15 protein-coding genes are annotated in these 19,646 nt (G+C 66.2%); 9 read left to right on the forward strand and 6 right to left on the reverse strand.

The window, feature by feature from the left end:
- The first annotated feature begins 58 nt into the window (after nucleotides 1-58).
- On the forward strand, nucleotides 59-1,486 hold the full coding sequence (locus AC5P7S_RS05540; RefSeq protein ID WP_095378307.1) for a flavin-containing monooxygenase: 1,428 nt from the start codon (nucleotides 59-61) through the stop codon (nucleotides 1,484-1,486).
- On the opposite strand, the gene AC5P7S_RS05545 is transcribed toward AC5P7S_RS05540, so the two are convergent.
- The 3 genes from AC5P7S_RS05545 to AC5P7S_RS05555 form a co-directional block, all read right to left on the reverse strand.
- Nucleotides 1,483-2,592: a polyamine ABC transporter substrate-binding protein gene (locus AC5P7S_RS05545; protein WP_065186097.1), complete on the reverse strand. Its 1,110-nt coding sequence runs from the start codon at nucleotides 2,590-2,592 to the stop codon at nucleotides 1,483-1,485. The two genes, AC5P7S_RS05540 and AC5P7S_RS05545, sit on opposite strands and share 4 nt — an antisense overlap.
- Before the next feature lie 91 nt (nucleotides 2,593-2,683).
- A complete protein-coding gene (locus AC5P7S_RS05550; protein ID WP_088025507.1) occupies nucleotides 2,684-4,081 on the reverse strand; it encodes a glutamine synthetase family protein in 1,398 nt (465 codons plus the stop codon).
- Nucleotides 4,078-4,839, reverse strand: coding sequence for a gamma-glutamyl-gamma-aminobutyrate hydrolase family protein (locus AC5P7S_RS05555; RefSeq protein WP_095378308.1), 762 nt, complete (start codon nucleotides 4,837-4,839; stop codon nucleotides 4,078-4,080). The genes AC5P7S_RS05550 and AC5P7S_RS05555 overlap by 4 nt, the downstream gene beginning before the upstream one ends.
- Nucleotides 4,840-5,039: 200 nt before the next feature.
- On the opposite strand from AC5P7S_RS05555, the gene AC5P7S_RS05560 reads away from it, so the two are divergent.
- Both AC5P7S_RS05560 and AC5P7S_RS05565 read left to right on the forward strand, forming a co-directional pair.
- Complete coding sequence (locus AC5P7S_RS05560) at nucleotides 5,040-6,278, forward strand: NAD(P)/FAD-dependent oxidoreductase (protein ID WP_194442127.1); 1,239 nt, start codon at nucleotides 5,040-5,042, stop codon at nucleotides 6,276-6,278.
- A 225-nt stretch (nucleotides 6,279-6,503) separates the two neighbouring features.
- Nucleotides 6,504-8,096 carry an MASE1 domain-containing protein gene (locus AC5P7S_RS05565; RefSeq protein ID WP_032954066.1) on the forward strand — a complete coding sequence of 531 codons (1,593 nt, stop codon included), beginning with the start codon at nucleotides 6,504-6,506 and terminating at the stop codon, nucleotides 8,094-8,096.
- 159 nt (nucleotides 8,097-8,255) lie between these two features.
- On the opposite strand, the gene AC5P7S_RS05570 is transcribed toward AC5P7S_RS05565, so the two are convergent.
- Nucleotides 8,256-8,771 carry a hypothetical protein gene (locus AC5P7S_RS05570; protein WP_095378309.1) on the reverse strand — a complete coding sequence of 172 codons (516 nt, stop codon included), beginning with the start codon at nucleotides 8,769-8,771 and terminating at the stop codon, nucleotides 8,256-8,258.
- Between the two features lie 431 nt (nucleotides 8,772-9,202).
- Here AC5P7S_RS05570 and AC5P7S_RS05575 point away from each other — a divergent pair, with 431 nt between their 5' ends.
- From AC5P7S_RS05575 to AC5P7S_RS05585, 3 genes are all read left to right on the forward strand, one after another.
- Nucleotides 9,203-10,765, forward strand: coding sequence for an MASE1 domain-containing protein (locus AC5P7S_RS05575; RefSeq protein ID WP_005415918.1), 1,563 nt, complete (start codon nucleotides 9,203-9,205; stop codon nucleotides 10,763-10,765).
- A gap of 94 nt (nucleotides 10,766-10,859) precedes the next feature.
- Nucleotides 10,860-12,203, forward strand: coding sequence for a diguanylate cyclase (locus AC5P7S_RS05580; protein WP_095378310.1), 1,344 nt, complete (start codon nucleotides 10,860-10,862; stop codon nucleotides 12,201-12,203).
- 85 nt (nucleotides 12,204-12,288) lie between these two features.
- Nucleotides 12,289-12,750: a bacteriohemerythrin gene (locus AC5P7S_RS05585; RefSeq protein WP_095378311.1), complete on the forward strand. Its 462-nt coding sequence runs from the start codon at nucleotides 12,289-12,291 to the stop codon at nucleotides 12,748-12,750.
- Here AC5P7S_RS05585 and AC5P7S_RS05590 read toward each other — a convergent pair.
- Together AC5P7S_RS05590 and AC5P7S_RS05595 are read right to left on the reverse strand one after the other, a co-directional pair.
- Nucleotides 12,731-14,032 carry an MFS transporter gene (locus AC5P7S_RS05590; RefSeq protein WP_095378341.1) on the reverse strand — a complete coding sequence of 434 codons (1,302 nt, stop codon included), beginning with the start codon at nucleotides 14,030-14,032 and terminating at the stop codon, nucleotides 12,731-12,733. The two genes, AC5P7S_RS05585 and AC5P7S_RS05590, sit on opposite strands and share 20 nt — an antisense overlap.
- 237 nt (nucleotides 14,033-14,269) lie before the next feature.
- On the reverse strand, nucleotides 14,270-15,766 hold the full coding sequence (locus AC5P7S_RS05595) for an aldehyde dehydrogenase (protein WP_095378312.1): 1,497 nt from the start codon (nucleotides 15,764-15,766) through the stop codon (nucleotides 14,270-14,272).
- A gap of 104 nt (nucleotides 15,767-15,870) precedes the next feature.
- On the opposite strand from AC5P7S_RS05595, the gene aptA reads away from it, so the two are divergent.
- The 3 genes from aptA to AC5P7S_RS05610 all read left to right on the forward strand — a co-directional run bounded on the left by aptA (nucleotide 15,871) and on the right by AC5P7S_RS05610 (nucleotide 19,547).
- Nucleotides 15,871-17,223 carry an omega-aminotransferase AptA gene (gene aptA, locus AC5P7S_RS05600; protein ID WP_095378313.1) on the forward strand — a complete coding sequence of 451 codons (1,353 nt, stop codon included), beginning with the start codon at nucleotides 15,871-15,873 and terminating at the stop codon, nucleotides 17,221-17,223.
- 63 nt (nucleotides 17,224-17,286) lie between these two features.
- Nucleotides 17,287-18,195, forward strand: coding sequence for a plasmid replication/partition related protein (locus tag AC5P7S_RS05605; protein WP_095378314.1), 909 nt, complete (start codon nucleotides 17,287-17,289; stop codon nucleotides 18,193-18,195).
- Between the two features lie 65 nt (nucleotides 18,196-18,260).
- Entirely contained in the window at nucleotides 18,261-19,547 is a 1,287-nt protein-coding gene (locus tag AC5P7S_RS05610; protein WP_005415911.1) for a DUF445 domain-containing protein, read from the forward strand.
- Nucleotides 19,548-19,646: the final 99 nt, after the last annotated feature.

A 19,646-nucleotide genomic window follows, 5' to 3' on the forward strand; every position in this document is an offset into this window, starting at 1 on the left:
AGAGCGGGATCCATTGAATGCCCGGGACATTCCCCGCGCAATGCCCCGGATCTAGGCCTTGCATGGACCGACCCTGGTGATTTCCCTGGACAGCCCCTCCCCTTTCCCGCCCCGCCTGCCGGGCTGCCTGCCTGCACGGCTGCCGCTGGTCATCATCGGCGCCGGCCAGGCCGGGTTGTCGCTCAGCGCGCTCCTGCAGGAGGCCGGCGTCGAGCATCGCGTGCTGGAGGCCGAAACCGTGGGTGCCAGCTGGCGGCGACGCTGGGATTCGTTCCAGACCAACACCGCCAACGCGACCATGGCCCTGCATGGCCATGCCTATGCCGGGGATGACCCGGAAGGGTTCATGGGGGCCCCGGAAGTGATCCGGAGGCTCCGCGACTACGCCGACGAGCGCTCGTTGCCGATCAGCGAAGGGTGCGTGGTCCATCGGGTCGGGCCCGAGTCCGGTGGCTATGCCATCGACAGCAGCCGGGGACTGATCCATGCCCAGGCGGTGGTGGTTGCCACCGGTGAATACCGCCGGGCGCGGTTGCCCCGGGCCCCGTTCGCGCCCGCAGCAGGCCTCACCATGCTGCACTCCAGCGACTACCGCGGTCCCGGCCAGCTACCCGAGGGCGCGGTGCTGGTCATCGGCGGCGGCCAGTCCGGCGCGCAGATCGCCCAGGACCTGCGCGACGGTGGTCGCAGCGTGTACTGGTCATTGGCCGAGCGTCATTCGCACACCCGTCGGCTGCGCGGCAAGGACTCGATGACCTGGTGGGACATGGCCGGGCGCATCCATCAACACGTAAGCCAATCGGCGGCCGTACTGGCAGGCGAGCCGGACGCGCTGCGCAAGGCCCGCACCGCGGAGTTCCCCCTGATTTCCGGCAAGGGAAGCGCCGGCCTGGGCAGTTCGATCAGCCTGCTGGCGATGCACCGTGCAGGCATCAGGTTGCTGGGCCGGTTGCAGGAATTCAATGGGAACACCGCCCGCTTCGCCGATGTCCGCCCGCAACTTCGCGCCGCGATCGAAGCGACGCGGGCCGAGTATGCCTATCTCGATTCGCTGGCCAGCGCGTACTACGCCACGCGGCCCGAACCGCGCACCGACGATGCCCGCTACATTCCCGAAGAGGTCTACTTGCACTGGGAGCCGGAACCGTCCCCGTGCGAGCTGGATCTGCCGTCCACAGACATCCGCTCGGTGGTGCTGGCCACCGGTTTCGTCGCCGAGTGGCCCTGGCTCGATGTGCAGGGCGCGCTGGATGCCCACGGCTATCCGCTGGGCGAGTTTGGCGTTTCCCCGCAACCGGGCTTGTTCTTCATCGGCATGCACAACCTGCAGCGGATGAGTTCGTCGTTCCTGTGCAACGGCGGCCGCGATGCACGCGACCTGCTGCCGGCCATCCTGAGGCACCTTGGCGAGGGCGGCGGTACCGATTCCGGCACGGTGAAGCAAGGCGGCCGCCGGGCAACGCCCGGCGGCGCCAGACCCGCTTAACGGCCGGTCTTCACCTCGGTCCACAGCCGGGTGTAGAGCTTGTCGGTCTCCGGCGTGTTGATCGAGTAGGTGAACATCTTCTCGGCCACGTCAGCCGGCGGATAGATCGTCGGGTCGGTGCGGATCGCCTCGTCCACCAGCGGTGTCGCGGCCGGGATCGGGTTGGCGTAGTGGATGAAGTTGGTGTTGGCCGCGGCGACCTTCGGTTCCAGCAGATAGTTGATGAACCTGTAAGCCGCTTCCGGGTGCTTGGCGTCCTTCGGGATCGCCAGCATGTCGAACCACTGCGGCGCACCTTCCTTCGGGATCGAATAAGCCACGTGCACGCCATTGCTGGCTTCCTCGGCGCGGTCGCGGGCCTGGATGATGTCACCCGACCAGCCGACCACCAGGCAGGTGCCGCCATTGGCCAGCGAACCGACGTACTGCGAGGAGTGGAAATTCTGCACGTACGGGCGGATCGACTTCAGCAGGTCGGCCGCCTTCTGCAGTTCGGCCGGGTCGCCGCTGTGCGGATCCAGGCCCAGGTAATGCAGCGCGATCGGGATCATGTCGGCCGGCGTGTCCAGGATGGTCACGCCGCAGTCCTTCATCTTGCTGATGTTCTCCGGCTTGAACACCAGGTCCCAGCTGTTGGCGATATCGGTGCTGCCGCCGAAGCGCTGCTTCAGCATGTCCACGTTGTAGCCGATGCCGGTGGTGCCGATCATGTACGGCACGCCGTACTGGTTGCCCGGGTCCTGGGTGGCGATGCGCTTCATCACCGCCGGATCGAGGTTGGCCAGGTTCGGGATCTTGCTCTTGTCCAGCGGCAGGAACACGCCGGCCTGGATCTGGCGGCCGAAGAAGTTCAGGGTCGGCACCACCACGTCGTAACCGCTGTTGCCGGCCAGCAGCTTGGTCTCGACCATCTCATCGCTGTCGAACACATCGTAGGTCACCCTGATGCCGCTCTCCTTCTCGAAGGTCGGAATGGTGTCCTCGGCGATGTAATCGCTGTAGTTGTAGACGTTCAGGACCTGGCTGTCCTGCGCGCCGCCGTTGCCACCGCCACAGGCGGCAAGCATGGCGGAGGCCAGGCCGAGCGTGAGGATACGCAGCTTCATCGGGTGCTCCAGAATGCGGGAAGGGGGGCCGGCGGGGCCGGCGACGGGTGCCAGCCTACCCCCCGGCGGCGGATTTTTCTATTCCAGATGCTCAGACGTTCAGCAGCAGGAACTCGCGCTCCCACGAGCTGATGACGCGGAAAAAGGTCTCGTATTCCTTGCGCTTGACCGAGATGTAGGCGCGGCAGAAACGCTCGCCCAGCAGGGCCTGGAGCTCGCTGCACTGCTCCAGCCCGTCCAGCGCCTCGCCCAGCGAGCGCGGCAGGTTGTAGCCCAGTTCCTTCGCGCTGCCGGTCACCGGCGCGTCCGGCGCCAGCCGCTCGCGGATGCCGAGCAGGCCGCAGGCCAGGGTGGCCGCCATTGCCAGGTACGGATTGGCGTCGGAACCAGCGAACCGGCTCTCCACGCGCATGTTTTCCGGTGTATCCAGCGGCACGCGCAGGCCGCAGGTACGGTTGTCGAAACCCCAGTGCACGTTGCTCGGCGAGACCTCGCCGAACACCAGGCGCCGGTAGGAATTCACGTTCGGCGCGAAGAACGCCATCGCCTGCGGCGCGTACTTCTGCAGACCGCCCAGGTAGTGGCCGAACACCGGGCTGAACTCACCCTCAGCATCGGTCTCGCCAGCGAACACATTGCTGCCATCGCTCACCCGCACCAGGCTCTGGTGGATGTGCATGGCACTACCGGGCTCGTTCTCCATGGGCTTGGCCAGGAACGTGGCGTACACCCCGTGGCGCATCGCCGCCTCGCGCATGGTGCGCTTGAACAGGAACACCTGGTCGGCCAGGTCCATCGCATCGGCATGGGTGAAGTTCACCTCCAGCTGTGCTGCGCCGGATTCGTGGATCAGCGTGTCCACGTCCAGCTTCATCGCATCGGCGTAGTCGTACATCAGGTCGAGGATCGGGTCGAACTCGTTGACCGCGTCGATCGAATACGACTGCCGCGCGGTCTCCGGGCGCCCCGAGCGACCGGCCGGTGGCAGCAGCGGGAAGTCCGGGTCGGTGTTCTTCTGCACCAGGAAGAACTCCAGCTCCGGCGCCACCACCGGGCGCAGGCCCAGTTCCGCATAAGCCGCCAGTACGCGGCGCAGCACGTTGCGCGGCGCAAGCTCGTGCGGTTCGCCGTTCTTGGTGTAGCAATCGTGGATGACCTGCGCGGTGGCGTCGGCCGCCCACGGCACCATGCGCACCGTGTCCGGATCGGGCCGCAGCATCATGTCCGAGTCCGACGGCGAGGTCAGGTCGTAGTAATCGTCAGGGAACTCGCCGGTGACGGTGGTGGCGAAGATGCCTTCCGGCAGGCGCGTGCCGTAATCGTGCGAGAACTTGTCGGCAGGAATGATCTTGCCGCGGGCGTTGCCGGTGATGTCCGGCACCAGGCATTCCACCTCGGTGATGCGCCGCTCCTTCAGCCAGCGCAGCAGGCTGCTTTCCTGCGGTGCGGGGGGCGTGGCCGTCTTGCGCGGGCGCGTTCGGGAACTCATCGGGAATCCAGTCGGTTCTGTTGGTGCTGCCGGCAAGCTTGGCCGAACGCACGGAAAATAGCGTGATAGAACGGCGTCTGCGTGACACGCCACTCCGGATGCCACTGTACGCCGAGCACAAATCCATGGTGCAGGCTGCGCGCTGCCTCGACCAGTCCGTCATCGGCCATGGCCTCGACCTGCAGGCCCTGCGCGAGGCGGGCGATGCCCTGTCCGTGCACCGAATTGACCTGCGCGCGGCCACTGCCGTGCCACTGCGCCAGCCAGCCATCGGCGGCCAGGGTCACCGCATGGGCCGGCCCATACTGCACTTCCACCAGCGCCTGCGGGTCTTCGCGATGGTCGGCCAGGCCGGGCACCGCATGCACCTGCGGATGCAGGCTGCCACCCAGCGCGACGTTCAATTCCTGGAAACCGCGACAGATCGCCAGCACCGGCAGATCCAGCGCCAGCGCTTCGTGCAGCAACGCAAAGGCGTTGGCATCCCGGGCCGGATCATGCGGATTGCCTGGCCAACTGCGGCCACCCTCGTAGTGCTGCGGTTCGATATTGCTGACCGCGCCGGTCAACAGCAGGCCATCGAGCCCAAGCAGCCAGTCGCTGGCCGGCAACGGTGGCTGCAGGCTCGGCAACACCACCGGGGTCACCTCGGCCGCCTCGGCCAGCGCGCGCACGTACTTCTCGCCGGCCACCGCGAAACGGTGGTGGCCGAGCACGGTGCTGTCGGTGGGCAGGCCCACCCAGGGCAGGCGGCGCATGGGGTCACTCCTTGGCGTGCCGACACGTTACCCGTCGCCTGGCAACGGCGGCAAGTCGCTGTCGTCACACCGCAGCTGCCGCGCATCGGCGAAACTACCGGGGTGAACGCTGATCGACCTGCCCTGCTCCGCCCTCCCGCACTGCACCCGCGAGGCCTGCAGTGAGCGCCGCGTTTCCGCCCAGCTGGTATGCCTCCAGCCTGCCCGAACCACCCGCACTGCCCTCGTTGCAGGGGCAGGTGCAGGCCGACGTTGCGGTGCTGGGCGCCGGCTATACCGGCCTGACCGCCGCACTGGAACTGGCCGCGCGTGGCCAGCGCGTGGTGGTGCTGGACGCACAGCGGGTCGGCTGGGGCGCGTCCGGCCGCAATGGTGGCCAGGCGCTGGCCGGCTATGGCTGCGAGGTGGACGAACTGGAGCGTCAGCTCGGCCGTGACGATGCGCGCCACCTGTTCGACTGGTCGCGCGAAGCGGTACAGGCGATGCGCAGGCGCATCGATCGCCATGGTATCGACTGCCATTGGGTGGAGGGCCACGCCAGCGTCGCCATCCGCGAACGCCACGAGCGCGACCTGCACGCCAACTGCGAGCACCTTCAGCGCCACTACGACTACCCGATGCAGTGGTGGGACCGTGATGCCCTGCGCGCGCAGCTGGACAGCCCGCGCTACCGCGCCGCGATGTTCGATCCGCACAGCGCGCACTTGCACCCGCTGGCCTATGCGCGTGGCCTGGCCGATGCGGCGCGCGCGGCCGGCGTGGTGATCCACGAGAACTCCGCAGTGACCCGCGTGCAGCGCGGACCGCAGCCCACCCTGCATACCGCGCGGGGCAGCGTGCGCGCTGCGCACCTGGTGGTTGCCGGCAATGCCTGGCTGCAGGGCCTGCTGCCCGAGCTGGAACGCCGGATCATGCCGGTCGGCACCTATATCGGCGCCAGCGCGCCGCTCGGTGCCGAGCGCGCCCGCGCCCTGATCGGCAACAACATGGCCGTGGCCGACACCGCGTGGGCACTGGACTATTTCCGCCTCAGCCACGATCACCGGCTGCTGTTCGGCGGTCGCGCCAGTTACTCGGCGTTGCCCCCACCCGGCCTGCACGGGGTGATGCAGCGGCGCATGCACCAGGTGTTTCCACAACTGGCCGACGTGCCGCTGGAGCAGGTCTGGGGCGGTTACGTGGACATCACCCGCAACCGCGCCCCGCATTGGGGCCGGCTGGACGGCAACCTGTACTTCGCGCAGGGGTTCTCCGGCCATGGGGTGGCCGCCGCCGGGCTGGCCGGCGAAGTCATCGCCGCCGCGATTGCCGGCCAGAGCGAGCGCCTGGACGTGTTCCAGCGCCTGCGGCATGCGCCTTTCCCTGGCGGCCGGCTGCTGCGCACGCCGCTGCTGGTGGCGGCGATGTCGTGGTACAAGCTGCGGGATGCGTTGTGGTGAAGATTCTGCATCTCCACCTGTATTGAACGTTCTGACAAGCGCACCGCAGCGCTGATCGTGCTGCACACGTCACAGATTCTCACGCAACATGTGTGATGGATGGTTGGTCAATTACCTAAATGCGCAGCTGTGCAATTGCATAATCGTTCGCAGACCGATAACGTCCTGAGAAACCGGGCCCCGCGGCGAATGGAAGCTGACAGGGGACACGTAGGAGAGGGGGACGTGCGATTGGACTGGTGGAAAGAAGGATTGTTGCTGAAGGTGCGCATTCGTCCGGCTGGCCTGATGCTTGCCTTGCTTTATGCAGTTGCCTATTGGGCAACCCGACAGCTGTCGCTGGATCAGTTCTATTTGCCAGCCGGCATCCGGGTGGCGGCCGTACTGTTGTGCCCGCCGCGCCTGTGGCCTTATCTGCTGCTGGGCGAATATGCGTACTTTGCACAGTCCCGCGTTCCAATGATCGAGAAGTACGGCCTGACATGGGTCATTGTTGCCTCCGCGTTCCTCATGCCCGCAGTGATGTTGATTGTGAAGCTGCAACGGCGACTGATGGCGGAGTCGCAGACGATCGGCCTCTTGTTGATTGCCGCCGCTTCCAGCGTCGTTATTACTCTGCTGAACCTCAGCTTTTCCCATCTGCTCTGGCCAACACCCCCTTCCACGCCCTTCCTGACCAATGCGGCGCGTTACAGCGTGGGCGACTTCATCGGCATTCTGACGGTGGCCCCCATCGCCATGCTGTGGGCGCGACAGGACGTGGGGCAGGAGTGGAACGCTGGACGAAAGACCCCGATGCTGGCGGCACTTTCGTTGATGCTGCTGATCGGGATAGCAGCAACTCAACTGCCCGCAGACTGGGTTGCGCTGAAGGCAACGCTCCTGCTGCTGTTGGCACTCCCCGCGGCCGCACTTACCTGCCTGTATGGCTGGAAGGGTGCCGCCCTTGCAGTGCCGGTGCTCAACATGGTCATCGGCCTGACCACGCCCAACACACATCCAACCGCATTCGATCCAGCGGCCTTCATCACCCAGCAGATCATGGCGATCAGCGGCATCGTATTGCTGTTGCTCGGATCACGCATCACCCACTTCTACCATCGTTACAGGCTGCGCGAGATGGGGGAAAGGGACGCCATCCATCTTGCGAGGAGCTCGCAATTGGCCAGCGAGATGGAGCTGCGTGAGCGTGCCCTGCACCTTCGCAAGCTCGGCGACGGCATTGATACGTCGCTGGTTGAGCTGGCCGACTGGCTCAAGGCCCAGGGACATCACGCAGTGGCCAGCAGCCTTCTGCATACCTCAAATGTACATTCGCGGCTCTTTCGCGAACAGACAAGCATGGTCTATCCCTCGGGCCTGGAGCATCTTGGGCTTTACGTGGCTTTGCAGGCTGGCGGCATCCGTGAGTCATGGAAGCTGACGGAGCGCGTTCTCCGCCCGGATCTGAAGGGCGACCCCTGCAACCTGAGCGTGGAACTGCAGTTGGCCGCTTACCGAACACTCATTGATGCGGTCTCCATTCTTCTCAAGCATGAAGGTGGCCAGATTCGCATTCGTGCAAGGTGCGGCGGAATGGGTTCCAGGCGCGGAATCCTCATGGTCGTGTCGCTGCTGGAGTCGCGTCGGCGCCTTTCCCAGCAGACAACCATGGCAGCGTTCGAGCGGCTGTCCGGGCGAACCCTGCCCTATGACGGGACCGTTGACTGCTATGGCAACCGGGTCAGGATTCTGTTCCTCGACCGTGAATCAAAACTTGAGGCAGTGCCCAGCGCTCCATCGCAGTACAGCTGCCCCGCACCCTCTGCGCTGCAGTAGTGCATTTCACAGTCAAGCGGCCGGAGCGAACCAAAGCAGCGGAATCGCATAAGCGTCCCGCTCATCCCCTGGCCAAGGGCGTCATGGGCACCCGGCGAACATCCGGGTGCCCATGCAGCCCGACACTCAAGCTCGCCGATATCCCGGCAACAGGCAGTATCAGGGTGCCTCTACCGCCCACAACACATCAGCTCCGCCAGCATATCTGACCAGCGTGAATGCGGAAGACCGATAGACAACCGTTCTGGTGGCTTTTGCGGGAACAGGCAGGCGCTGCTCCGGCAACGACACCCTCGCAGATGGGTCACCTGCCGGCAGCACCCAGAACGTGCCCGCAGCATTGCCGATCACGATGTGCACGTGCCCTGCGAGATCGTTTACCTGGAAATAGTCCATGCCATCGCGCTCGAACCCATAGACCAACCAGCCGGGATCCACGCTCAGGTCTTGTGCCTGCGGAATCGACTGGCCGAGTCCTTGGCCGGCCATCTTGATTCCATGGTCGTCACCCGGGGCAAAAGCAAAAACGGATACCGGCACCAACATCAATGCACCAGCAAATGCATGAATTCGGAAACTTCTCACACTAACCTCCAGGTTGGATGCAATACGGATCAAGAAGGATGCTACCGCCAATCGCATCAGCATATACCGGGCGGACTCCGTATTGCCCATGGGACATAATCCACTGGATCGATGCAAACCCATGCCACGCCGATGCTGCGTCCGAAATCGCCAATACCTGCATCGAAACCCGCCACGGTGCAGGTCAGTGGCATCTGAGACAAGGACCTGGACAAGCGCGTGTAACTGCAGGACATCGTCGATTGTGTGATGGGGAACACAGCGGACAGCATCAACTGCCCAATGTGCCTGGTGCAACGGCTAAAACGTGATCGAACCGTGGGCGCGCTGATTGTGGAAGATTAACCGTCCGTTGGTGGCTATGCCGCCGCACTGCCGGGCGTGTAGGGCCACGAAGCACAGGAAGCCGCCAATTGCAGCGCAAAGGGAGGCCACGCACCTCGATTGCGCCCTTCTCCAACTGTCGATAATGTCTTCGGAAGTGGCCAGTCATCATTGGCCGGGAGACGGGAGACGCGGGCTTGGAGCGATTCAAAGAATCGATTGAACTGAGCTTCCGGATCCGACCCGTCGGAATCGCACTCGCGGCCGTCTACGCCCTGAGCTGCCTTGCCTCCCGTCAGTTCTCGCTGGATCAGTTCTTCCTGCCTGCGGGCATCCGGGCAGCGGCACTACTGATCGTCCCGACCCGCCTGTGGCCCTACCTGCTGCTTGGGGAGTACGCGTACTTCGCAACCCTGCGCATCCCCATGATCGATAGCTACGGCCTGGTCTGGGTCATCCTGGCCTCGACTCTGCTGATGCCGCTGGCGATGCTGGTGGTCTACTTGCATCGCATGAGAATGCCATCAGAGTCCGCCACCGGCCTCTGGCTGCTGTCGCTGACCTTCTGCACGGCATTGTTCGTCCCGGCTCTCAATATGGGCATTTCATTTGCTCTGTGGTCGAACCCGCCGCCCAGCAACCTGCTTAGCGCAGTTGATCGCACGATCTTTGGCCACTTCGCCGCCATCATCACCCTCGTGCCGTTGGCATTCCTCTGGTCGCGACGACACGCGGATCCCAATTGGACGCGCCGCTTTGCTGCGCCTACGGTCACGGCCATCCTGGTGATGCTGGTCCTGGGCCTGTGCATGCAGCTGACGGCCATCAGCGCCCACACCACACGCACCCACCTGGTGCTGCTGTCCTCCCTCCCAGCGATCGCCCTGACCTTCATGCATGGGTGGCGTGGCGCTGCCATCGCGATTCCGCTGTTGAACCTTCCACTCCATTTCGCCACACCCAGCACCGGCCTACCGTCCTCGTTCGACCTGGGCACCTTCGCCACCCAGCAGAACATGGCCGTGATGAGTGTCGCACTGCTCGCACTGGGATCCAGCATCAGCTATCACCATGAGCGTGCACGGTCCCGTGGACTGGCTGAGGAAACCACATTGCGCTTGGCACGCAGTTCGCATCAGACCCGTGAGCGTGAGCTTCGCGAGCGCGCCTCCCATCTCAAGCAACTCGGCGAAGGCATGGACAGCTCGCTCGGCGAGATGGTCAGCTGGCTGAAGGCGCAGGGGCATCATGCCGTGGCCAACAGCCTGCAGCACGCCTCATCCGTGCACTCGCGGCTGTTCCGTGAACAGGCCAGTCTGGTCTACCCCACGGGGCTGGAGCAGGTTGGGCTGTATATCGCGCTGCGGGTTGGCGGCGCATGCGAGACCTGGAACAACTCCCATCGCGTGATTCCGCCCCGGCTGGAGGGCAACCCCTGCTTGCTGACGGTGGACCTGCAACTCGCCATCTATCGCTCGCTGATCGAGGCGGTGTCGCTACTGCTGGAGCTGGAGTCGGGACAGGTCAGCGTGCGCGCCCGGAGCGGCCAGGCTGGCGAACGCCGCGGCATCGTGGTGGTTGTGGGCCTGCTTGACCGTGGTTGCACGCTGTCGAACCGGACCGTTCAGCAAGCCACCGAGCGTCTGGCCGGCCGGATAATGGCCTACGGCGGCACGGTGCATTGCCGTAGCAACCGGCTCCGGCTCGTCCTGCACGAATCGATTGCGGGTACAGCGGCGGCATTCGCATCGCCTGCCTGACCGGGAACGACGCGCAGGGCACGCTGCTCCGCTAAAGTTGCGCCCGAAACCGCCGCTATCCGTGCCGAGCCCCTCCCTCGTGAGCCACCGCATCATGCCCGTCCTGCCGCAGGCCGCCGTCGAAGGCGACCTGGCCGATCCGCTGCCACAGCGGATCCTGCTGGTCGAAAACTCCCGTGCGTTCACCGGCATGCTGCGCGAAGCGATCGAGCAGCGCCTGGAACTGCCGGTGGTGATCGCCTCCACCCTGGCCGAGGCCGACCGGCTGCTCAGCGAAGGCGGGGGCTGGTTCCTGGTGCTGACCGGACTGGTGCTGGCCGATGGCGACCGCGATGCGGTGGTCGAGTTCTTCCTCAAGCGCGACCTGCCGACGGTGGTGGTCAGCGGCGTTTACGACGAGGACCTGCGCAAGCGCGTACTACAGCAGCAGATCATCGACTACGTGCTGAAGAACACCCCGGGCAGCATCGACTACCTGGTGTGGCTGGTGCAGCGGCTGGAACGCAACCGACGCATCGCCGCGCTGGTGGTGGACGATTCGCCGTCCGCGCGTGGCTATGCCGCCGCCCTGCTGCGCATGTATGGGCATGAGGTGCACGAAGCCGCCGACGGCAACGAGGGCCTGGCTGCAATCGAGGCGCACCCGGCGATCCGCCTGGCGGTGGTCGACCAGGAAATGCCCGGCATGCAGGGGGTGGAATTCACCCGTCGCCTGCGCACCCTGCGCTCGCGCGACAAGGTGGCGGTGATCGGCATCTCCGGTAATACCGACGCCTCATTGATCCCGCGCTTCCTGAAGAACGGCGCCAACGATTTCCTGCGAAAACCCTTTTCGCGCGAGGAATTCTTCTGCCGTGTCTCGCAGAACGTGGATCAGCTGGAACTGATCGGCACGCTGCAGGACCTGGCCACCCGCGATTTCCTCACCGGCCTGCCCAACCGACGCTTCTTCCTGGAGCAGAGCCAGCGTCAGCTGCCGCAGCTGCAGCTGCACGGCCAATGCGTGGCGGTGGCGATGATCGACATCGACCACTTCAAGCACATCAACGACACCCATGGCCACGAAGCGGGCGACGACGCGCTGCGCGCGGTGGCCGGCGCGGTGACTGCGCATGCACGCAGCCACGACCTGATCGCGCGCTTCGGCGGCGAGGAGTTCTGCCTGCTGGTGCCAGACCTGGAACAGGACGAGGCGCTGCTGTACTTCGAGGAGCTGCGCCAGCGCATCGCCGCACTGGAGGTGGACATCGGCACCGCTACCCTGCGCATGACGGTCAGCATCGGCCTGTGCTGCCTGCGCCCGCAGCGCGATGCGCTGCACCGGCTGATCTCCGAGGCCGACCGCCAGCTGTACCTGGCCAAGGCCGGCGGCCGCAACCGGGTCAGCTGCACCACCGTGGCCAGCCCGCTGCGCCCACGCGAGCCAGCGCTGACCTGACCGGCTCGCTTTGATCCAGATCAACGCCGTTCCCGCACGGCAGCTCTACAGTCGGCCCCGACATACGCATGAAGGGGAGCCGGGGATGGCACTACTGGTCTGGCAGGACGATCTGAACATCGGCATCGATGTGATCGACCAACAACACCGCCGCATCATCGAGATGCTCAACCACCTGCAAGTGGCCCAGTCCAGCCTGCAGCGCGCGGCAGTGGGTGAAGTGATCGACGAGGTGGTCGACTACACCATGTCGCACTTCGCGTTCGAGGAAGAGCTGATGGAGGAAGCGGGCTACCCGTTCTGTGCCGCGCACAAGCGCGTGCATGAGATCTTCATCAAGCGTGTGGCCGAGTACCGGCTGCGCTTCCAGGCCGGCGAGGACATCAGCGATGAACTGCGCACGATGCTCTCGCGCTGGCTGTTCAACCACATCCGCGGCGATGACCAGGCCTATGCCGAACAGGTCAAGGCGCACCTGAACCAGTTCACCCGCGAGCACCAGGGCGGTGGCTGGCTGGGACGCACGCTCAAGCGCTTCTTTGGCTGAACCGCAGCGCGCGCCGGTGCAGTGCCACCATCGCGCACAGCGTCGCTGCCGCAGTCAGGCACAGGTAGTAGCCGACCGCGACCAGACCGAAGCGTTCAGCCAGCCAGGTGGCCAGGTACGGCGCCGGTGCCGCACCCAGAATGCCGGCCAGGTTGAATGACAGCGATGCGCCGGTGTAGCGCACCTCCACCGGGTAGATCTCGGCCAGGAAGGTACCGCAGGGACCATAGGTCAGGCCCATCAGGAACAGGCCCAGGCACAGGAAGGCGGTGACCATCCACGGGCTGTGCGGCTGGAACAGCGGCGCGAACAGCACGCCGAAACCGATGATCAGCACGCTGGCCACGATCATCGTGCGGCGCGTCCCCCAGCGGTCGCCATAGCGCGCCGACAGCGGGATGCCCAGCGCGAAGAACAGCATGCCGGCCATCTGCATCAGCAGGAACTGCTCGCGGCTGTAACCCAGCACCGCCGTGCCATGGCCGAGGCTGAACACGGTCATCAGGTAGAACAGCACGAAGGTGGCGAACGCGCCCAGGGTACCCAGCAGCATCGGCACCGGGTGGTCACGCAGCACCGTCCACATCGGCAGCCGCACCGGCGCCTTGCGCTCCAGCGCCTGCTTGAAGTCGGGGGTCTCGTGGATGTTCAGCCGCACCCACAGGCCGAGGCCGACCAGCAGCGCGCTGGCCACGAACGGAATGCGCCAGCCCCATTGCAGGAAGTCGGCCTGGCTCAGGCAACGGCCCAGCACCAGGAAGATGCCGGCCGACAGCAGGAAGCCGAGCGGTGCACCCAGCTGCGGGAACATGCCGTACCAGGCACGCTTGCCCGGCGGTGCGTTCTCGGTGGCCAGCAGCACTGCCCCGCCCCACTCGCCGCCCAGACCCAGGCCCTGGCCGAAACGGCACAGCGCCAGAAGCGCCGGCGCCCACAGACCGATCTGCGCGTGCGTCGGCAGCAGGCCGATCAGCACCGTGGACAGCCCCATGGTCAGCAGCGCAGCCACCAGGGTGGCCTTGCGGCCGATGCGATCGCCGAAATGGCCGAACACTGCCGAGCCAACCGGGCGTGCGATGAAGGCCACCGCGAAGGTTGCCAGCGACTGCAGCAGGGCTGCCTGTTCGCTGCTGTCCGGGAAGAACAGGTGCGGGAACACCAGCACCGCGGCCGTGGCGTAGATGTAGAAGTCGAAGAACTCGATCGTGGTACCGATCAGGCTGGCCAGCAGAACACGACGGGGGGAATTCACGGGCGGCGCGGCAGCGGTGATCGAGGACATCGGCAACACGGGAAATGGCAGATCGACCGATTCTGCCACGGGCTGGCGGCGGTACGGCACGATGGTTTCAGCCGACACCGATGCCGACGAGGGGGCAGGCGCCTCCTGTAACGTCGAGCCATGCTCGACGGTTCTTCGCGAGATGCAGCCGAGCATGGCTCGGCTCTACAAGAACGAACGGCAGTCGAGCATCGCTCGACTCTACAGAGAGCGAACAGCCGTCCAGCAATCGCGTCGTTACAGCTGCATCCAGGTGGCCTTGATCTCGCTGTACTTGTCGAACGCATGCAGCGATTTGTCGCGCCCGTTGCCGGACTGCTTGTAGCCCCCGAACGGAGCGGTCATGTCGCCGCCATCCCAGCCGTTCACCCAGATGCTGCCGGCACGCAGCTGGCGCGCGACGCGGTGGGCTCGCCCCAGGTCCCGTGTCCACAGGCCGGCGGCCAGGCCGTAGCGGCTGTCATTGGCCACGCGCACCGCTTCGGCCTCGTCTTCGAAACCAAGCACAGCCAGCACCGGCCCGAACACTTCCTCGCGCGCCAGTGCCTGCTCCGGGCGCACCTGGTCGAACACGGTGGGCTGGACGTAGCTGCCGCCGGCTTCCACTTCGGCGCGCCGCCCACCCAGCAGCAACCGGGCACCCTCGCCTTCGGCGCGCGCGATATCGTCCATCACCTTGTCCAGGTGCGCGGCATCCACCAGCGCGCCCATCGGCGCATCGGGGTCCAATGGATGGCGGGGGTGCATGTGCTGGCCATAGACAACCACCTGATGCACGAAATCCTCGCGGATCGAACGCTGTACCAGGAGCCGCGAACCTGCGGTACAGACCTCGCCCTGGTTGAAGAAGATACCCTGTGCCACCGCCTTCGCGGCGGCGTCCAGATCAGGGGCGTCGGCGAACACCACATGCGGGCTCTTGCCGCCACATTCCAGCCAGACCCGCTTGAGGTTGGATCGCCCTGAACACTGCAGCAGCTTCGCGCCCGTGGCCGTGGAGCCGGTGAAGGCGAGCACGTCCACATCCATGTGCAGGGCCAACGGCTCACCGACGCGCGCACCGTGCCCCGGCAGCACGTTCAGCACGCCCTCTGGCAGGCCCGCTTCGGCGGCCAGCGCCGCCAGCCGCAACGCACTCAAGGGCGAGCGCTCGGACGGCTTGAGCACCACCGAGTTGCCCATGGCCAATGCAGGCGCGATCTTCCAGCAGGCCATCAGCAGCGGAAAGTTCCACGGAACGATCGCGGCCACGACCCCGGCGGCCTCGCGCGTGACCAGTCCCAGTTCGTGCGGGCCGGTCGGCGCGATCTCGCCGTACAGCTTGTCCACGGCCTCGGCGGTCCAGCGCAGGCAGCGCACCGCGCCTGGCAGGTCGATGCGGCGCGCATCACGCACCGGCTTGCCCATGTCCAGGGTTTCCAGCAGGGCCAGCTCGTCGGCATGCGTTTCGACCAATGCCGCCAGCGCCAACAGTACGCGCTTTCGCTGGGCCGGGCTGGCCTGCGACCAGTGGCCGGCCTCGAAGCTGCGCCGCGCGGCCAGTACCGCGCGCTCCACGTCCTGTGCGTCGCAGTCGGCGACCGCCCCCAGTACGCGACCGTCGATCGGGCTGACGCAGTCGAAACGGGCGCCGCTGGCTGCATCGACATAGCGGCCATCGATGAAGGCCTGGCCTGGCATCGACAGCTGGAGGGCCAGTGCCTGCCAATGGCTGCGGTCGGGGAAATCGGCCATGGGAAGCTCCAGCATTCTACGAGCCTTGGTTATACCGGGGTCACCGCGACTCCGCCGTGACGTGGCTGCGCTACATTCGTCGCATCGGACCCGACGGAGCTGGCATGAAGCGTCCCGGAAGCGACCTGCACGACCTGACCACACAGCGCCCCGAGTCACTGGACGCTTACTGGATGCCATTCACCGCCAACCGCCAGTACAAGGCGGCACCACGCATGCTGGTCCGCGCCGAAGGCATGCACTACGAAGACATCGATGGCCGACAGATCCTCGACGGCACCGCCGGCCTGTGGTGCTGCAACGCCGGCCACGCGCGACCGCGCATCGTCGAGGCCATCGCCGGGCAGGCACGCACGCTCGACTACTCGCCCGCTTTCCAGATGGGCTCGCCGCCGGCCTTCGCGCTGGCACAGCGGCTGGCCGCACTGGCTCCGGCCCCGCTCAACCATGTGTTCTTCACCAGCTCCGGCTCGGAGGCGGTGGATACCGCGATGAAGATCGTGCTGGCTTACCACCGCCAGCGTGGCGAGGGCCAGCGCACGCGCTTCATCAGCCGCGAGAAGGCCTATCACGGCGTCGGTTTCGGTGGCATGGCGCTGGGCGGTCTGCCCAACAACCGCAGGGCGTTCGGCCTGCAACTGGGGGGCGTGGACTATCTGCGCCACACTCTGGACCTGCAGCGCAACGCGTTCAGCAAGGGCCTGCCGCGCCAGGGCGCGGAGCTGGCCGACGACCTGGAACGGCTGATCGCGCTGCATGACGCCTCGACGATTGCCGCCGTCTTCGTCGAGCCCATCGCCGGCTCCGCCGGGGTGATCCTGCCCGCGCCCGGATACCTGCAGCGCCTGCGCGAATTGTGCGACCACCACGGCATCCTGCTGGTGTTCGATGAGGTCATCACCGGTTTCGGCCGGGTCGGCATGCCCTTCGCCGCGCAGCGCTTCGGGGTCACACCGGACCTGCTGACCTTCGCCAAGGCGGTCAGCAACGGCGCGGTGCCGCTGGGCGGCGTGCTGGCCAGCGACGCCGTGCATGCCACGCTGATGCAGGCCCCGCCGCAGGCCATCGAGCTGTTCCACGGCTATACCTACTCGGGTCACCCGCTGGCCTGCGCCGCAGCGCTGGCAACACTGGACGTCTGCGCCGAGGAGCGCCTGTTCGAGCGCGCCATCGAACTGGGCGAGTACTGGCAGGAACGGCTGCACGCGCTGCAGGGCCTGCCCAACGTGATCGACATCCGCAACTTCGGGCTGGTCGGCGCGGTCGAGCTGGCACCGCGCCGCGATGCCCCTGGCAGCCGCGGCTACGAGGTGTTCCGGCGCTGCTTCCACGATGGCCGGCTGCTGGTGCGCTGCACCGGTGACATCATCGCGCTGTCGCCGCCGCTGATCGTGGACAAGGCGCAGATCGACCAGATCACCGGCACCCTGGGCGAGATGATCCGGGTCACCGCCTGAGCCCGGGCCGGCGGCGGCGAGCGGGTACAATGGGCGGTTCCGCTCCTGCTCGTTGCCGTGCCCATGGATATCGTCGTCAAAGAAGAACTCAAGGCCTACATCGACCCGCTGACCGCGGACGAACATGACGCGCTGGAGCGCAGCATCCTGGCCGAAGGCTGCCGCGATGCGCTGGTGCTGTGGGGTAATGTGCTGGTCGATGGTCACAACCGTTTCGGCATCTGCCAGAAGCATGGCCTGCCCTTCAACACCGTGCAGAACACGCGCTTCCAGAGCATGGAAGACGTTCACCTGTGGATGATCGAGCAGCATCTGGGCCGTCGCAGCGTGTCCGATTTCCAGCGCGGCGTGCTGGCGCTGCGCAAGCGCGACATCCTGGCCGCCCGCAAGCAGGTCGAGCAGGCGCAGCTGCAGCGCGAGAGCGACGGTACCGCCGAGATTGCCGATGAGGCGGGCGAGGACAGCCCGCCGTGGGAGCCGGCACCGAAGCTCAGCCGCGCCGAACTGGCCCGCGAAGCCAAGCTGAGTACCAGCCAGGTCGTCATGATCGAGCGCATCCATGCCCAGGCTGCACCCGAAGTGGTGGAGGCAGTGAAGGCCGGCGTGATCTCGATCAGCGCCGCCGCAGCCGTGGCCGATCTGCCCGAAGAGGAGCAACGCGCCGCCGCCGCCGGCGGCAAGGATGAGCTGAAGCAGGCGGCCAAGCGCGTGCGCGAATCCAAGCGCAAGCCGCGCGCGCCGAAGCCGGACGCGGCCGAGATGGACTTCGAGGAGCCCAGCGAGGACGAGATCGCCAGCCGCGACGCCGAGGTACTGTTGGCACTGGAACAGCTGGGCGAGGATGCCCCGGCCCTGCGCCGCCGCGTGGTCGCGTTGACCCGCGAGAACGACACCCTGCGCGCGCAGCTGGCCGCGCTGCGCAAGCAGGTAGTGCCGGCCGCTGGCCGGCAACCCCATGAAGGTATCGGGTGAACTGAAGATGCCGGCCAGCGGCCGGCACTACCAGATGCTCATGCCGTGCCGGTTAGACTTCCGGCATGACGCCTGCCCACGATCCGCGCCGCGCCCAGCTGCGGCGCCTGAAAGCCCTCGCACTGGGCCTGCTGCTGTTGATGCTGGCCGGATTCGCGGTCAGCCATTGGCACGGCGAACGCGGCATCTGGGCCTGGGTTTCGGCCTTCTGCGAGGCTGCTGCGGTCGGCGCGCTGGCCGACTGGTTCGCAGTCGTTGCGCTGTTCCGGCGGCCAATGGGCCTACCGATTCCGCACACCGCGATCATCCCGCGCAGCAAGGAACGCATCGGCGACAGCCTGGCGCTGTTCGTGCGCGACCAGTTCCTGGAACCGGGTGTGCTGCTGGCCAAGCTGCAGGTGTTCGATCCGGCCAGTCGTCTCGGTAGCTGGCTGGCCGACCCGGCACGCTCGCGGATGCTGGCCGACATGGCCCGCGGCTGGGCGCTGCAGGCACTGGATTTCTTCGACGAAACCGCGGTGCGGCGGCAACTGCATGCCTTCGTGGTGCAGCAGCTGCGGCAGTGGAACGCTGCTGCCACCGCCGGTGAACTGCTGGCCCTGCTGACCGCCGATGGCCGCCACCAGCGCGTGCTGGACGAGGGCCTGCAGCGCCTGGGACGCTGGCTGGAGCAGCCGGAGGTGAAGGAGCGCGCCTCGCAGCTGATCGTGCGCTACATCCAGCGCGAATGGCCGACGCTGTCGAGCACGGTGAACTGGGTCAAGCCAATCGACGAGATCGGCGACAGCCTGGCCGAACGCCTGGCGCGGGCGGTACTGGAAGAACTGCAACAGGTGCTGGCCGAGCCGCAGCATCCGCTGCGCCAGGACTACGAGACCTGGCTGCAGAACTACGTGCAGCGCCTGCGCGAAGACCCGGCGCTGGCTGAGCGCATCGAACAGCTCAAGCAGGACATGATCGACCACCCCGCCCTGCAGGACTACGTGCAGGGCCTGTGGGCGCGTATCCATGCCAGCCTGCGCGCCGACCTGCAACGCGAAGACTCTGCGCTGGTCGGACACCTGCGGCGCAGCCTGGCGTCGCTGGGCAGCAGCCTGCAGGCCGACCCGGCCCTGCGCGAGGCCCTCAACCAGCACCTGCTGGAAGGTGCGCAGCGCCTGACCGGCCGCCTGCGCGAGGGCGTGACCACGCATATCGCGCAGACCGTGAAGGGCTGGGATGAGCGGCACCTGGTCGAGCAACTGGAACTGAGCGTGGGTCGCGACCTGCAGTTCATCCGCTTCAACGGCACCCTGGTGGGCGGGTTGATCGGCCTGCTGCTGCATGCGGCAACCGTGGTGTTCAGTTTCTAGCCCCGGCCAACGCCCACGATCAGCACGCTTGATTCATGAAATGCGAATACATATCATTTGCTGATCGGTTGTACGCTTAGCCAAACGGGCACCAAAAAC

It is taken from the genome of Stenotrophomonas sp. YJH_SMC_32, from assembly GCF_059369975.1.